This is a genomic window from Streptomyces sp. MMG1121 (assembly GCF_001280015.1).
GTDB lineage: Bacteria > Actinomycetota > Actinomycetes > Streptomycetales > Streptomycetaceae > Streptomyces.
The window spans coordinates 62,327-76,403 of the sequence record NZ_LGDV01000096.1 but is presented as its reverse complement, the minus strand read 5'-3'; the positions used below and the strand labels follow the sequence as shown (position 1 = coordinate 76,403).

Sequence of the window (14,077 nt, the reverse complement as noted above, 5' to 3'; positions counted from 1 at the left end):
GTGACCACTACAGCCGACCTCATCGCCGCCGCCGACGCGCACTGTGCGCCCACCTACGATCCGCTGCCGGTCGTCGTGGCCACGGCCGAGGGGGCGTGGATGACGGATGTGGAGGGCCGCAGATATCTGGATCTGCTGGCCGGTTACTCGGCGCTCAATTTCGGCCACGGCAACCGGCGGCTGGTCGAGGCGGCGAAGGCGCAGCTGGAGCGGGTGACGCTGACGTCCCGGGCCTTTCTGCACGACCGGTTCGCCGCGTTCTGCACCGAGCTGGCCGAGCTGTGCGGGATGGAGACGGTGCTGCCCGTGAACACCGGCGTCGAGGCGGTGGAGAGCGCGGTGAAGACGGCCCGGAAGTGGGGGTACCGGGTGAAGGGGGTGCCGGCGGAGATGGCGAAGATCGTGGTCGCGGGCGGCAACTTCCACGGGCGTACGACGACCGTGATCAGCTTCTCGACCGATCCCGAGGCACGGGCGGACTTCGGGCCGTACACGCCGGGTTTCCAGATCGTGCCGTACGGCGATCTGACCGCGATGCGGGCGGCGCTGACGGAGAACACCGTCGCGGTGCTGCTGGAACCGATCCAGGGCGAGTCCGGGGTGATCGTGCCGCCCGAGGGCTATCTGCCGGGCGTGCGGAAGCTGACGCGCGAGCGGAACGTCCTCTTCGTCGCCGACGAGATCCAGTCGGGGCTCGGCCGGACCGGGCGGACCTTCGCGTGCGAGCACGAGGGCGTGGTGCCGGACATGTACGTGCTGGGCAAGGCGCTGGGCGGCGGGATCGTGCCGGTGTCGGCGGTGGTGTCGAGCGCGGAGGTGCTCGGGGTGTTCCGGCCGGGCGAGCACGGCTCGACGTTCGGCGGGAACCCGCTGGCCTGTGCGGTGGCGCTGGAGGTGATCGCGATGCTGCGGACCGGCGAGTTCCAGGCGCGGGCGGCCGAGCTGGGCGAACGGATGCACCGGGCGCTGGCGGCCCTGCCGGCCACGGGCGCGGTGACGGCGGTGCGCGGCCGCGGGCTGTGGGCGGGCGTGGACGTCGCCCCGGCGGTCGGCACCGGGCGACAGGTGTCGGAACGGCTGATGGACCGCGGCGTACTGGTGAAGGACAGCCACGGCTGCACCGTCCGGCTCTCCCCGCCGCTGGTGATCGGCGAGGAGGACCTGGACTGGGGGCTGGAGCAGCTGGCGGCCGTACTGGGTGCCTAGAGGATCACGTGCGGCAGGAAGCGGGCGTACTCGTCGGTGATCAGGCCGCAGGACTCGCGGATGCCGAGGCCGGCCGGCTCGTCGCGGACGACCCAGGCGCCGAGGACGACGTGGTTGCCGCCGAAGGCGGGCAGCGGGGCGAACTGCTGGTAGCAGCAGGGCTCGTCCCTGACGACCGCGGGTGCGCCCGGTTCGTGCACGGTCACGCCTTCGCCCTCGCGGCCCAGCAGGGGCTTGGCGACGTAGCCGGCCGAGTGCGCCAGTTCGCGGGGGCCGTCCAGATGGGCGGGGAGGAGGTTGGGGTGGCCGGGGTAGAGCTCCCAGAGGATCGCCAGCAGGGCCTTGTTGCTCAGCAGCATCTTCCACGCGGGTTCGATCCACAGGGTGCTGCCGGTGCCGCCGCCGTTGTCGAGGGTGTCCAGGACGTGCCCGGCGAAGGCGTCGGCGGTGAGCCACTCCCAGGGGTAGAGCTTGAAGATGCCTCGGATGAACCGGAGTTGGTTGTCGACGAAGCGGCCGGAGAGGCTGTCCCAGCCGATTTCCTCGATGGCCAGCCAGTCGGTGTCGAGGCCGGCCTGTTCGGCGGTCTCCTTCAGATAGGCGACCGTCATCACGTCCTCGCCGAGTTCGTCGGCCGAGGAGTGCGCGAAGTGCAGCGGGCCGCCGGGCGCGAGGAGCGGGGCCTGGGACCGCCAGGCGTCGACGAGGCGTTCGTGCAGGGAGTTCCACTGGTCGGCGCCCGGGAAACGCTCCTCCATCCAGAACCACTGCGGGGAGGCGGCCTCCACCAGCGAGGTCGGGGTGTCGGCGTTGTACTCCAGGAGTTTCGCCGGGCCGGTGCCGTCGTAGCGCAGGTCGAACCGGCCGTAGACGGAAGGGAGTTCGGCCCGGCGCCGCCAGGCCTCGGTGACGGCCTGCGCGATGCGCGGGTCGGTGATGCCGAGGTCGGCCAGACGGTCGGTGGCCACGATGTGCTCGGCGGCCGCGAGGCACATGCGGTGCAGCTCCTCGACGGTCTCCTCCAGCGCCTCGACCTCGTCCAGGGTGAAGACGTAGTAGGCGCTCTCGTCCCAGTACGGGCGCAGGGAGCCGTCGGGCTGCCGGGTGAGCGGATAGACGAGCCCCTGCTCCTCGACGGTGCGCTGCCAGCCGGGGCGGGGTGTGATGGTTCGGCGTTCCATGGGCCCGGCCGGGTCAGCCGCCGGAGCTGTGGTGGCCGCCGCCGAAGCCGCCGCGGTGGACTCCGTCACCGCCGCCGGAGGAGCCGCCGGAGCTCTTGTGGGGCTTGGTGAAGGAGCCGCCGTCCACCCAGGAGCCCTGCTTCCTGCCGCCGTAGTACCAGGCGCCGTTCACGGACACCTTGGCCACCCTCGCCGTCTTGCAGTTCTTGTCGGAGACGACCTTGTAGCCCTTGGCGAGTTGGTAACTGCCGCGGTCGACGCAGCGCTTGTCCGGTTCGGACGAGCAGGCGGTCAGGGCCGCGGCGAGCAGGCCCATGCCGCCGAGGACGACCGTGCCGGAGCGCAGCCGGCGGCGCGTGTTCTCCATCGTGGTGCTCCCCCGTGGATTCCTCGGAGGCCCGTGTTCTCGGCGGACCTTCGGTTCAGCCTAGAGATCGGTGAGAACTGTCGTACAGGCGGCCTGCGGCTTTACCTCTCCTCTAGAGTCCCTTTGTGTTGTTTGGAATGGTGTGCGCCCTTGGCGCGGCGGTGTGCTTCGGCACCGCGACGGTGTTGCAGGCGGTGGCCGCGCGAACGGCCGGTACGGCCGGAGGCAGCGAGGCGGCGCTGCTGCTCCGCGCGCTCAGGCAGTGGCGGTATCTGGCCGGACTGGCGCTGGACGGGCTCGGCTTCCTGTTCCAGATCGCGGCGCTGCGGTCGCTTCCGATCTATGCGGTCAGCGCGGCCCTGGCGGCGAGCCTGGCGGTGACCGCGGTGGTGGCGGCGCGCCTGCTGCGGGTGCGGCTGAGCGGTGCGGAGTGGAGTGCGGTGGCCGTGGTGTGCGCCGGGCTCGCGATGCTGGGGCTGGCGTCCGGGCCGGAGGGCAAGGAGGCCGGCTCGGACGTGCTGAAGTACGTGATGCTCGGCATGGCGGCCGGGATGCTGCTGCTCTCCCTCGCGGCCGGGCGGCTGTCCGGGCCGGCGCGGGCGCTGGTGCTCGGGCTCGGGGCCGGGTTCGGGTTCGGGGTGGTGGAGGTGTCGGTCCGGCTGGTCGACAGCCTGGCCCCGGCGGACGTGCTCACCAACCCGGCGGCCTATGCGCTGGTGATCGGCGGCGGCGCGGCGTTCATGCTGCTGACGTCGGCTCTTCAGCGGGGCTCCGTCACCACCGCGACCGCCGGCATGGTGATCGGGGAGACGATCGGTCCGGCGGCGGTGGGTGTGGTGTGGCTCGGCGACCGCACCCGCGAGGGGCTGACCTGGCTGGCCGTCCTCGGCTTCCTGGTGGCGGTGGCGGGGGCACTGGCGCTGGCGCGGTTCGGGGAGGCGCCGGTGGAGCCGGAAACGCCCTGACACCGGTCACGGCAGCACCCTGCACAACGCCTCCAACGCTCCCGCCCACGCGCTGTCCGGCGGTGTCGCGTACCCCACCACCAGTGCGTCCAGCTGCTCGGCGAGGGCCTCGGGGTGGCGGTGGAAGGAGAGGCCGTGGAGGGCCAGGCCCTGCCAGGTCGCGGCCTGGATCACCGACTGTTCCAGGCCCGGTGGCAGGCGGAGCACCGCGTGCAGGCCCGCCGCGATTCCCGTGACCGTCACCTCGGGGGCGCGGGCGGCCACCGCCGCGGCGAGGGCGTCGCGGCGGCGTCGGTAGCGCAGGCGGGAGGAGCGGACGTGGCGGTCGTACGCGCCGGAGGTCATGAATTCGGCGAGGGTGAGCTGTTCGAGGACGCCCACCGTGTCCATCGCGCCCTTCGCCGCTGCCGCCTCCTCCGCCAGGGCCGGGGGCAGCACCGTCCAGGCCAGCCGTAGTCCGGGGGCCAGGGACTTGCTGGTGGTGCCGAAGTAGATCACGCGGTCGGGGTCCAGTCCCTGGAGGGCGCCGACCGGCTGGCGGTCGTAGCGGAACTCGCCGTCGTAGTCGTCCTCCAGGATCAGTCCGCCGGTGCGCCGCGCCCAGTCGACGACGGCGGCCCGCCGGTCGGGGTGCAGGGGCGTGCCCATGGGGAACTGGTGGGCGGGGGTCAGCAGCACGGCGCCGGCTTCGTCGCCCAACTCACCCGTGTCCGTGCCCAGTTCGTCGTACGGGAGGGCCGGGGTGGCCAGGCCGGCCTGCTGGAGCAGCGTCCAGTACGCGTCGAGGCCGTACGACTCCACCGCCACCGTCCGTGCTCCGCGTGCCGCGAGGACCGGGCCGAGGACGCGCAGGGCGTGGGCGAAGCCGGAGGTGATCAGGATGCTGTCCGGGTCGGTGCGGACGCCGCGCACGCGCGCGAGGTAGCCGGCGAGGGCGGTGCGCAGTTCGGGGCGGCCGCGCGAGTCGCCGTAGCCGAGGGCGTCGTGCGGGGCGTCGGCGAGGGCGCGGCGGGCGGCCTTGAGCCACTCGGCGCGCGGGAAGGCGGCCAGGTCGGGGCTGCCGGGCAGGAGGCTGTGGGCCGGGCGGGCCGGTTCCCGGTGGCTCGGCGCCCTGCTCCGGGTCTCAGCCGACGGGGGGACGGCCAGTCGTCCGGCCACGCGTGTGCCCGAGCCCTGGCGGGCCGTGAGCCAGCCTTCCGCCACCAGGTCGGCATAGGCCTCGGCGACCGTGTTGCGGGCGATGTCGAGGTCGGCGGCGAGGGTGCGGGAGGAGGGCAGCCGGGTGCCGGGGGCCAGGCGGCCGGTACGGACCGCGTCGCGCAGGGCGTCGGTCAGGCCGCGGCGCACGCCACCGGAGGCGGTCGGTTCGAGGTGCAGGTCGACGCCCAGAGTGGCCCATGATTCCGCCATGGAAATGGACCATACTCCTGGGCTGCCTCGCTCGTAGGGTCGAGGACATGAACAGTGACACGAGCGCAGAGAAGACCACTGGGAGCGTCGCGTACGCCCCCGAGCACACCCCCCGCATGCAGTTCGCCCAGCACGCCCCCGAGGTCTACAAGGCGATGATCCGGCTGGACGCCGCCGCCAGGAAGGGGCTGGACCCCGCGCTGTACGAGCTGGTGAAGATCCGCGCCTCGCAGATCAACCATTGCGCGTTCTGCCTCGACATGCACACCAAGGACGCGCTCGCGGCCGGAGAGAGCGTGGAGCGGATCGTGCAGCTCGGCGCGTGGGAGGAGTCGCGGCACTTCTACACCGAGAAGGAGCTGGCGGCGATCGCTCTGACCGAGGCGGTGACCGTTCTGACCGACGGCTTCGTGCCGGACGAGGTGTACGAGAAGGCCGCCCGGCACTTCGAGGAGGCCGAGCTGGCCCAGCTGATCGCCGCGATCATGATGATCAACGCCTGGAACCGGATCGGCGTGACCACCCGGATGGTGCCGGGCCACTACCAGCCGGGGCAGTACAAGTGAGCCGTACGCAGGTGCTGGACCAGGAGGTCGGCCGGTCGATGTCCGCGCTCAGCGCGGCCGCCAAGCGGGGGCTCGGCGATCCGGTCCTCGCCGAACTGGTCATGATCCGCGCCTCGCAGCTCAACCACTGCGCGTTCTGCCTGGACATGCACCTCCAGGCGGCCCGGAAGCACGGCGAGTCGGAGGACCGCGTCCAGCTCCTCAACGCCTGGGAGGAGACCGAGGACCTCTACAGCGAGCGGGAGCGGGCCGCGCTCGCGCTGACCGAGGCCGTCACCGTGCTCACGGACGGCGTGCCGGACGAGGTGTACGAGCGGGCCGCGATCCACTTCGGCGAGGCCGAACTCGCCCATCTGATCGGCCTGATCACCGTCATCAACGGCTGGAACCGCCTGATGGTCAGCCGCCGGGTCCCGCCAGGGGGTTACCAGCCGTGACAGCCATGAGCAAGGTCGACGCCTTCCGGGCGCTGCACCTGGGGCGTGCCCCGGGTGATCCGCTGGTCCTGCCCGGCCCCTGGGACGCGGCCAGTGCCCGGGTGTTCGTCGAGGCCGGGTTCCCGGCGCTGGCCACGCCGAGCGCGGGAGTGGCCGCGTCGCTCGGGTACGAGGACGGGTCGACCCCGGCCGACGAGATGTTCGCGGCGGTCGCCCGGATCGCCCGGGCGGTGGACGTGCCGGTGTCGGCGGACATCGAGAGCGGGTACGGGCTCGCGCCCGAGGAGCTGGTGGAGCGGCTGCTGGAGGCCGGTGCCGTCGGCTGCAACCTGGAGGACTCGGCCGGGGGCGCCATGAAGGACCCGCACGAGCAGGCGGAGTTCCTCGCCGAGTTCCGCGCCGCCGCCGCCGGCCGCGTCTTCCTCAACGCCCGCGTGGACGTCTTCGTGCACGGCGACAAGGATCCCGAACGGGCCATCGAGCGGGCCGCGTCGTACGTGGCGGCGGGCGCGGACTGTGTCTATCCGATCCTCGCCCCGGCGGACGTACTGCCGCTGCTGCGGGCCGGGATCCAGGGCCCGATCAACATCAACGCCCGCCTGACCGGCGAGGGCCCCTCGTGCACCGGACTCGGCGAACGAGGGGCCACCCGCGTCACGTTCGGGCCGGGGCTCCAGCGCCTGGCGACGGCCGCACTGCGGGAGATCGCCGACGACCTGGTCTGACCTGGCCCTTCAGGACAGCCACCGCTTCCATACGGAGGGGTGGCCGTCCACCCACTTCCTGGCCGCGTCCTGGGGCGACAGCTTCTGGTCGGCGATCATCAGGGAGACCTCGTTCTGGTCCTCGGTCGTCCACTTGAACTTCTTCAGGAAGGCCGCCGCCTTGCCGCCGGACTTCGCGAAGTCGGCGTTGAGGTACTTCTGCAGCGGGGTGTGCGGATAGGAGCAGGCGACCTTCGCCGCGTCCGCGTCGCAGCCGTCCTTGTACGGCGGCAGCTTCACCTCCGTCATGGGGACCTTCTCGAACAGCCACTGGGGCGAGTACCAGTAGGTCAGGAACGGCTTCTTCTCCTTGGCGAACTGCTTCATCTGCGTGATCTGGGCGGCCTCGGAACCGGCGAAGACGACCTGGTAGTTCAGCTTCAGGTTCTTCACCAGGGCCTTGTCGTTGGTGACGTAGGACGGGGAGCCGTCCATCAGCTGGCCCTTGCCGCCGCTCTCCGCGGTGCGGAAGAGCGAGGCGTACTTGTCGAGGTTCTTCCAGTTCGTGATGTCGGGGTGCTGCTTGGCCAGGTAGGTCGGCACGAACCAGCCGATGTGGCCGGTCACCCCGAGGTCGCCGCCGGGGGCGATGGTCTTCTTGTCCTCGACGTACCGCTTCTCCTGGTCCGGGTGGCCCCAGTCCTCCAGGATCGCGTCGACGCGGCCCTGGCTGAGCGCGTCCCACGCGGGCACCTCGTCGACCTGGACGGTGTCGACGCGATAGCCGAGCTTGTGCTCCAGGAGGTACTGGGCGACGGCGACGTTGGACTGCGCGCCCACCCAGGACTGCACGGACAGGGTCACGGACTTGGCGCCCCGGGCGTTCGCGAACGGGCTGGCCTGTTTGGTCATGTCGGCGGCGCCGCAGCCGGTGGCGGTCAGCAGCAGCGAACCCACCGCGAGTGAAGTACGTACGCGCATGTCAGGCTCCCTTCTCCGCGCGACGTCCGGTCGGCTGGGTCACCCGGTCGAGCATCAGGCCCAGACAGACGATGGCGGCACCGGCCACCAGACCGGTCGCGAGGTCGCCCTGGGCGAGGCCGTAGGCGACGTTGTAGCCGAGGGCGCCGCCGCCGACCAGGCCGCCGATGATGACGACGGCCAGCACCAGGACCACACCCTGGTTGAGAGCGAGCAGCAACGAGCGCCGGGCGAGCGGGAGCTGGACCTGCCACAGCTGCTGCCGGCCGGTCGCGCCCAGCGAGCGCGCCGACTCCAGCGCGGCCGGGTCGACCTGGCGCAGGCCCTGCGCGGTGATCCGGACGACGGCCGGGAGGGCGTAGACGACGGCCGCGGCGACGGCGGGCGCGCGGCCGACGCCGAACAGTGCGACGACAGGGATCAGGTACACGAACTGCGGCATCGTCTGGAAGACGTCCAGGACGGGGCGCAGGGCGCGCTCGACGCGGTCGCTGCGGGCGGCGGCGACGCCGGTCGCGAAGCCCAGGACCAGGGTGACGGCGACGGCGGCCAGCACCTGGGAGAGGGTGTCGAGGGCCGGGTCCCAGACGCCGAGCACGCCGATCGCGGCCATCGCGAGGACGGCGGTCAGGGCGGTGGCCCAGGTGCCGATCAGCCAGGCCAGGGCGGCGACGACGAGCAGCACGGACCACCAGGGCAGCCACTGCAGGCCGTCGCGGACGGGGTCGAGGATCCAGGTGGTGAAGTGGCCCGCCCAGTCGGCCGTACCGCCGACGACGGGGACGCCGGAGTAGAGGTGGGCGGTCATCCAGTCGACGGCACGGTTGACCGGTTCGGCGATGTCCAGGTTCCAGCCGGCGGGCCAGTCGAGGCCGTGCACGAGGCGGGTGGCCAGGGCGACCGCCACCGTGGCGGCGAGGGCGTAGGGCCAGCCGATGGTACGGGGGCGCGTGGTGCCGTCTCCGGCGGCCGCGGTCACCCGGTCCAGGACGACCGCCAGCAGCACGATCGGGATGCCGGCCGCGAGGGCCGCGCCGACGTCGACCGAGGCGAGCGCCTGGTAGACGCGGTCGCCGAGGCCGCCGGCGCCGATGACCGAGGCGATGACGGCCATGGACAGCGCCATCATGATCGTCTGGTTGAGGCCGAGGAGGAGTTCCCCCCGGGCCAGTGGGATACGGGCGGTCAGCAGCCGTTGGCGGCGGGTGGCGCCGAGTGACTCCACGGCCTCCAGGACCTCGGGGTCGGCGCCGCGCAGGCCGAGCGCGGTGAGGCGGGCCATCGGCGGGGCGGCGTAGACGACGGTGGCGAGGACGGCCGCGGGGACGCCGATGCCGAAGACCAGGACGACGGGGAGGAGGTAGGCGAACGCGGGGAGCACCTGCATGGTGTCCAGGACCGGGCGCAGGGCGCGGTCCAGGCGGTCGGAGAGGCCGGCGGCGAGGCCGAGGACGACGCCTACGGCCACCGAGGCGAGGACCGCCACGACCATCAGGGCGAGGGTCTGCATGGTCGGGACCCACATGCCCAGGGTGCCGCAGGCCAGGAAGGCGACGGCCGTGCCGGCGGCCAGGCGGAGCCCGGCGACCCGCCAGGCGGCCAGGGCCGCGAAGACCGTGACACCGGGCCAGCCCGCGGCGAGCAGGACGAGGTAGACGGCGCGCACGGAGAGGACGACGGCGTTGCTGATGTAGCCGAAGAAGTACAGGAACAGGGGGTGGCTGTCCCGGTTGTCGATGACCCAGTTGCTCGCCGTGGACAGTGGCTTGGAGAGGTCGACGGTCAGGTCGTGCGGCCAGGCGCCGCTGCCCCAGCGGGTGAGGAAGGGCAGGAGGACGGCGCTGAGGAGCGCGAGCAGGAGGAGCTTTCCCGCGGCTCGGCTCTTGAGGACGCGGGGTGTGCCGGTGCGGGAGGTCGGGACGGTGAGCGTTGCCATCAGACGGCCTCCGGACTGGTGCGGGGGCCGGGGGTCTTCGCCTGTCCGCGCTCGCGGGGTGCCCCGGTCCGTGCGGCGGGGGCCGTCCCGCCGGCCACGCGTACGTCGACGCCGGCCACCACGTCCAGCAGCAGTTCGTGGTCCACGGTCCCGACGCACTTGCCGTCGTCCACCACGCACGCCGGTGTGCCGGTCTCGGCCACCGTCCTGATGGCGTCCGCGACCACCGCGTCCGGCGCCAGCGCACCCGGGTGCTCCGAGCCGCCGCAGTCGCCCGGCTTCATGGCCGTGCGGACCGTCATGACGTGTTCGCGCGGAACGTCCCGGACGAACTCGCGGACGTAGTCGTCGGCCGGGGAGCCGACGATCTCCTCCGGGGTGCCCAGCTGGACGACCCGGCCGTCGCGCATCAGGGCGATGCGGTCGCCGAGCTTGAGGGCCTCGGCGAGGTCGTGGGTGATGAAGACCATCGTGCGGCCCTCCTCGCGGTGCAGACGGGCCACCTCGTCCTGCATGTCGCGGCGGATGAGCGGGTCGAGCGCGCTGAACGGTTCGTCGAACAGGAGGACCTCGGGGTCCACCGCCAGCGCGCGTGCCAGACCCACCCGTTGACGCTGGCCGCCGGAGAGCTGGCTGGGGCGGCGCTTCTCCATGCCCTCGAGGCCGACCTTCTTGACGACCTCGGCGGCACGTTCCCGGCGCTCGGCCTTGCCGAGGCCCTGGATCTCCAGGCCGTAGGCGACGTTGTCGAGGACCGTGCGGTGCGGGAGCAGACCGAAGTGCTGGAAGACCATGGCGGCGCGGTGGCGGCGCAGTTCGCGCAGCCGGGCCTTGTCCATGGCGCGGACGTCCTCGCCGTCGATGGCGATCGTGCCGGCCGTCGGTTCGATCAGCCGGGTCAGACAGCGGACCAGGGTCGACTTGCCGGAGCCCGAGAGGCCCATGACCACGAAGACCTCGCCCTTGCGGACGTCGAAGGAGACGTCCCGGACGGCGGCCGTACAGCCGGTGCGGGCACGCAGCTCGGCGGGGTCCAGCCCGCTCAGCTCCGGGTCGGCGGGGATCCGCTCCGGCTTCGGGCCGAAGACCTTCCACAGGCCGTTGACAGTGAAAACAGGCGTACTACCCATCACGCATCACCACCGATCAGTTCGACGGCCTTCTCCCCGACCATGAGCACCCCGATCATCGGGTTCACGGCGGGCATGGTCGGGAAGACGGAGGCGTCCGCGATGCGGATGCCGTCCAGACCACGGATCCTCAACTCAGGGTCCACCACGGCGAGTTCGTCATCGGCGGCGCCCATCTTGCAGGTGCCGGCGGGGTGGTAGACGGTGTGCGCGACCTTGCGGGCGTACTCGCTCAGCTCGGCGTCGCCGAGGATCTCCGGGCCGGGGCACACCTCGCGCTTGAGCCAGCCCGCGAGCGGCTCGGACTTGGCGATCTCGCGGGCGATGCGGATGCCGTCGACGAGCGTACGGCCGTCGTAGTCGTCCTCGTCGGTGAAGTAGCGGAAGTCCAGGGCGGGCTTCTCGGCCGGGTCGGCGCTGGTGAGGTAGAGGCGGCCGCGGGACTTCGGCTTGGGGATGTTGGGGGTCATCGACACGCCGAACTCGGGTCGCTGGTAGCCGAGGCGCTCCGGGTTGTCCGTGAACGGGATCTGGTAGAAGTGGAACATCAGGTCCGGGCCCGGGTGCTCGGGGTCCCGGCGGACGAACAGGCCCGCGTCGGAGTCCATCGCGGAGTTCTCCGGGATCGGCCCGTGGGTCTCCCAGACGATCACCGACTCGGGGTGGTCGAGCAGGTTCTCGCCGACGCCCGGCAGATCGTGGACGACGGGGATGCCGAGGGCTTCGAGGTCCCCCTTCGGGCCGATGCCGGAGTGCAGCAGCAGGCGCGGGGAGTCGACGGCGCCCGCACACAGCACGACCTCGTTGCGGGCCCGTACCAGCAGCTCCTCGCCGCCCTTGGTGCGCACGCGGACGCCTTCGGCGCGGGTGCCGTTCAGCTCCAGCTTGTGCGCCCAGGTCTCCAGGAAGACGCGGAGGTTGGGGCGCTCGTCCATGACCGGGTGCAGATACGCCACCGACGCCGACGAGCGCTTGTTGTCCTCGGGGTGGTAGGCGAGGTCGAAGAAACCGACGCCCTCCGTGAACGGCTTCTTGTTGAAGCCCTCGACGCGGGGGACCTCCAGCGCCTGCTGGGCCGCGTCGACGAAGTCGCGGGCGATGGCGTTGCGGTCCTTCTCGTCCACCGGGACGATGTTGTTCTTCAGACGGGCGAAGTACGCCTCCATCGGCACCGCGCCCCAGCCCTTGGCGCCCGCCTGCTCCCACTCGTCCCAGTCGGACGGCAGCGGCTTGAAGGCGATGAGGGTGTTGTGGGAGGAGCAGCCGCCGAGGACGCGGGCGCGGCTGTGCCGGATGTGGGAGTTGCCGCGGGGCTGTTCCACCGTGGGGTAGTCGTAGTCGAGTTCGCCGCCGAGCAGGCCCATCCAGCGGCGCAGGGTGAGGACGTCGTCCCGGCCGACGTCGCTGGGGCCGCCTTCGATGACGGCGACGGTGACGTCGGGGTTCTCGGTGAGGCGGGAGGCGATGACGGAGCCCGCGGTGCCGCCGCCGATGACGACGTAGTCGTATACGTGGGGGGTGGTCTCGGACATGGGGGTGCTACTCCAGAGGGGTCGAGGAAGGGGACTCAGCCGGCGAACCAGCGCACGGGCGCGGGCGCGAGGTTCTGGTAGACGTGCTTGGTCTCGCGGTACTCGGCGAGTCCGGCGGGCCCCAGCTCGCGGCCGGTGCCGCTCCGGCCGAAGCCGCCCCACTCCGCCTGCGGCAGATAGGGGTGGAAGTCGTTGATCCAGACGGTGCCGTGGCGCAGCCGGCCGGCGACGCGCCGGGCCCGGCCTGAATCGGCGGTCCACACGGCGCCGGCGAGGCCGTACTCGGTGTCGTTGGCGAGGGTGACGGCCTCCTCCTCGGTGCGGAAGGTCTCCACGGTGAGGACCGGGCCGAAGACCTCCTCGCGGACCACCTTCATCTCGCGGTGGCAGGCGTCGAGGACGGTCGGCTCGTAGAAGTAGCCGGGTTCCGGGCGGGCCTCGCTCGGCTCGGGCCGCTTGCCGCCGCAGCGCAGCACCGCGCCCTCCGCCAGCGCGGAGGCGACGTACGACTCGACCTTCGTACGCTGCTGCTCGCTGACGAGCGGGCCGCACTCGACGCCCTCGGCGGTGCCGCGTCCGAGCCTGATCTTCCGGGCCCGGCGGGCGAGTTCGGCGACGAAGCGGTCCCTGACGGACTCCTCGATGATCAGGCGGGCGCCGGCCGAACAGACCTGGCCGCTGTGGATGAAGGCCGCGTTGAGCGCCTGGTCGACGGCGGTGTCGAAGCCGTCCTCGGTGGCGCAGGCGTCGGCGAAGACGACGTTGGGGTTCTTGCCGCCGAGTTCGAGCGCGACCTTCTTGACGGAGGGTGCGGCGGCCTGGGCGACCTTGACGCCGCTGGCCAGGCCGCCGGTGAAGGAGACCAGGTCGACGTCGGGGTGCTCGGCGAGCCGGGCGCCGACGGTGTGGCCGGGACCGGTGACCAGGTTCGCGACGCCCTCGGGCAGCCCCGCCTCCGCCAGCAGACCGATCAGCGCGACGGTCGTCATCGGCGTGATCTCGCTGGGCTTGATCACGAAGGTGTTGCCGGCCGCGAGTGCCGGGGCGATCTTCCAGCTGGCCTGGAGCAGCGGATAGTTCCAGGGCGTGATGAGCGCGCAGACTCCCACGGGCTCGTGCACGACGACGCTGTGGATGTCGGACGAGCCCGCGTCCACGACCCGGCCGGGCGCCTCGGCGGCGACCAGGTCGGCGAAGTAGCGGAAGGCGTCGGCGACACAGTCGATGTCGACACGGCCCTCCTCCAGGGTCTTGCCCGCGTCCCGGCTCTCGAGCAGGCCGAGCTCCTCGCGGTCGCGCACCAGCAGATCGGCCACGCGGCGCAGCAGGGCGGCGCGCTCGGCGACCGGGGTGCCGGGCCAGGGGCCCTGGTCGAAGGCCTGCCGGGCCGCGGCGACGGCGCGCTCGGCGTCCTTCTCGTCACCCTCGGCGACCACGGCGAACGGCCGGGCGTCCGCGGGGTCCAGGATCTCGCGCGTCGCACCGGAGACCGCTTCCAGCCACGCGCCCCCCGCGTGGATGGTCGCCCGGGCCTGTCGTTCGGTTCTGTCCGCCATGATCGGTGTTGCCTTCCGTTCCTGATCCGCGCCCCTGTGTCACGCACGTGCCACTCTCGGGGACCGCGACCGCCTGCCCCGGAGCCGTGGATCGCATGCGTAATCG

Annotated in this window: 13 protein-coding genes; 5 read left to right on the top strand and 8 right to left on the bottom strand. The window is 72.1% G+C overall.

Going from position 1 to position 14,077, the window contains the following annotated elements; all coding sequences use genetic code 11:
• Positions 1-1,206 carry an ornithine--oxo-acid transaminase gene (gene rocD, locus ADK64_RS10165; protein WP_053657296.1) on the top strand — a complete coding sequence of 402 codons (1,206 nt, stop codon included), beginning with the start codon at positions 1-3 and terminating at the stop codon, positions 1,204-1,206.
• Here rocD and ADK64_RS10160 read toward each other — a convergent pair.
• Together ADK64_RS10160 and ADK64_RS10155 are read right to left on the bottom strand one after the other, a co-directional pair.
• Positions 1,203-2,387, bottom strand: a complete 1,185-nt coding sequence (locus ADK64_RS10160; protein WP_053657294.1) for a glutathionylspermidine synthase family protein — start codon at positions 2,385-2,387, stop codon at positions 1,203-1,205. The genes rocD and ADK64_RS10160 overlap by 4 nt on opposite strands.
• A gap of 13 nt (positions 2,388-2,400) precedes the next feature.
• The gene (locus ADK64_RS10155) at positions 2,401-2,754 is read right to left on the bottom strand and encodes a hypothetical protein (protein WP_053657292.1); all 354 of its coding nucleotides are present in this window, start codon (positions 2,752-2,754) and stop codon (positions 2,401-2,403) included.
• 137 nt (positions 2,755-2,891) lie between these two features.
• Here ADK64_RS10155 and ADK64_RS10150 point away from each other — a divergent pair, with 137 nt between their 5' ends.
• Positions 2,892-3,719, top strand: a complete 828-nt coding sequence (locus tag ADK64_RS10150; RefSeq protein ID WP_053657290.1) for a DMT family transporter — start codon at positions 2,892-2,894, stop codon at positions 3,717-3,719.
• Between the two features lie 6 nt (positions 3,720-3,725).
• Here ADK64_RS10150 and ADK64_RS10145 read toward each other — a convergent pair whose 3' ends face one another.
• Positions 3,726-5,129, bottom strand: coding sequence for a PLP-dependent aminotransferase family protein (locus ADK64_RS10145; protein ID WP_053657288.1), 1,404 nt, complete (start codon positions 5,127-5,129; stop codon positions 3,726-3,728).
• 47 nt (positions 5,130-5,176) lie between these two features.
• Between ADK64_RS10145 and ADK64_RS10140 the strand changes: the two genes are divergently transcribed.
• From ADK64_RS10140 to ADK64_RS10130, 3 genes are read left to right on the top strand one after another with little or no spacing between them, the layout of a single operon-like run.
• On the top strand, positions 5,177-5,695 hold the full coding sequence (locus ADK64_RS10140; RefSeq protein WP_053657287.1) for a carboxymuconolactone decarboxylase family protein: 519 nt from the start codon (positions 5,177-5,179) through the stop codon (positions 5,693-5,695).
• The gene (locus ADK64_RS10135; protein ID WP_234384520.1) at positions 5,692-6,132 is read left to right on the top strand and encodes a carboxymuconolactone decarboxylase family protein; all 441 of its coding nucleotides are present in this window, start codon (positions 5,692-5,694) and stop codon (positions 6,130-6,132) included. Before ADK64_RS10140 ends, ADK64_RS10135 begins: the two co-directional genes overlap by 4 nt.
• Before the next feature lie 5 nt (positions 6,133-6,137).
• A complete protein-coding gene (locus ADK64_RS10130) occupies positions 6,138-6,857 on the top strand; it encodes an isocitrate lyase/PEP mutase family protein (protein WP_053657285.1) in 720 nt (239 codons plus the stop codon).
• A 9-nt stretch (positions 6,858-6,866) separates the two neighbouring features.
• Here ADK64_RS10130 and ADK64_RS10125 read toward each other — a convergent pair whose 3' ends face one another.
• The 5 genes from ADK64_RS10125 to ADK64_RS10105 are packed head-to-tail and all read right to left on the bottom strand — an operon-like array spanning position 6,867 to position 13,971.
• Positions 6,867-7,817: an ABC transporter substrate-binding protein gene (locus ADK64_RS10125; protein WP_053657283.1), complete on the bottom strand. Its 951-nt coding sequence runs from the start codon at positions 7,815-7,817 to the stop codon at positions 6,867-6,869.
• 1 nt (position 7,818) lies between these two features.
• Positions 7,819-9,753, bottom strand: coding sequence for an ABC transporter permease (locus tag ADK64_RS10120; RefSeq protein WP_053657281.1), 1,935 nt, complete (start codon positions 9,751-9,753; stop codon positions 7,819-7,821).
• Positions 9,753-10,883, bottom strand: a complete 1,131-nt coding sequence (locus ADK64_RS10115; RefSeq protein ID WP_053657279.1) for a quaternary amine ABC transporter ATP-binding protein — start codon at positions 10,881-10,883, stop codon at positions 9,753-9,755. The genes ADK64_RS10120 and ADK64_RS10115 overlap by 1 nt, the downstream gene beginning before the upstream one ends.
• Complete coding sequence (locus ADK64_RS10110) at positions 10,883-12,415, bottom strand: GMC family oxidoreductase (RefSeq protein WP_053657277.1); 1,533 nt, start codon at positions 12,413-12,415, stop codon at positions 10,883-10,885. The genes ADK64_RS10115 and ADK64_RS10110 overlap by 1 nt, the downstream gene beginning before the upstream one ends.
• A 35-nt stretch (positions 12,416-12,450) precedes the next feature.
• Positions 12,451-13,971, bottom strand: coding sequence for an aldehyde dehydrogenase family protein (locus tag ADK64_RS10105; RefSeq protein WP_053657275.1), 1,521 nt, complete (start codon positions 13,969-13,971; stop codon positions 12,451-12,453).
• Positions 13,972-14,077 lie beyond the last annotated feature (106 nt).

Bases quoted from the DNA above. Each gene is read 5' to 3' on its own strand.
- ADK64_RS10160 (WP_053657294.1), bottom strand. From the start codon at position 2,387: ATGGAACGCCGAACCATCACACCCCGCCCCGGCTGGCAGCGCACCGTC.
- ADK64_RS10155 (WP_053657292.1), bottom strand. From the start codon at position 2,754: ATGGAGAACACGCGCCGCCGGCTGCGCTCCGGCACGGTCGTCCTCGGC.
- ADK64_RS10150 (WP_053657290.1), top strand. From the start codon at position 2,892: ATGGTGTGCGCCCTTGGCGCGGCGGTGTGCTTCGGCACCGCGACGGTG.
- ADK64_RS10145 (WP_053657288.1), bottom strand. From the start codon at position 5,129: ATGGCGGAATCATGGGCCACTCTGGGCGTCGACCTGCACCTCGAACCG.
- ADK64_RS10140 (WP_053657287.1), top strand. From the start codon at position 5,177: ATGAACAGTGACACGAGCGCAGAGAAGACCACTGGGAGCGTCGCGTAC.
- ADK64_RS10130 (WP_053657285.1), top strand. From the start codon at position 6,138: ATGAGCAAGGTCGACGCCTTCCGGGCGCTGCACCTGGGGCGTGCCCCG.
- ADK64_RS10125 (WP_053657283.1), bottom strand. From the start codon at position 7,817: ATGCGCGTACGTACTTCACTCGCGGTGGGTTCGCTGCTGCTGACCGCC.
- ADK64_RS10120 (WP_053657281.1), bottom strand. From the start codon at position 9,753: ATGGCAACGCTCACCGTCCCGACCTCCCGCACCGGCACACCCCGCGTC.
- ADK64_RS10115 (WP_053657279.1), bottom strand. From the start codon at position 10,883: ATGGGTAGTACGCCTGTTTTCACTGTCAACGGCCTGTGGAAGGTCTTC.
- ADK64_RS10110 (WP_053657277.1), bottom strand. From the start codon at position 12,415: ATGTCCGAGACCACCCCCCACGTATACGACTACGTCGTCATCGGCGGC.
- ADK64_RS10105 (WP_053657275.1), bottom strand. From the start codon at position 13,971: ATGGCGGACAGAACCGAACGACAGGCCCGGGCGACCATCCACGCGGGG.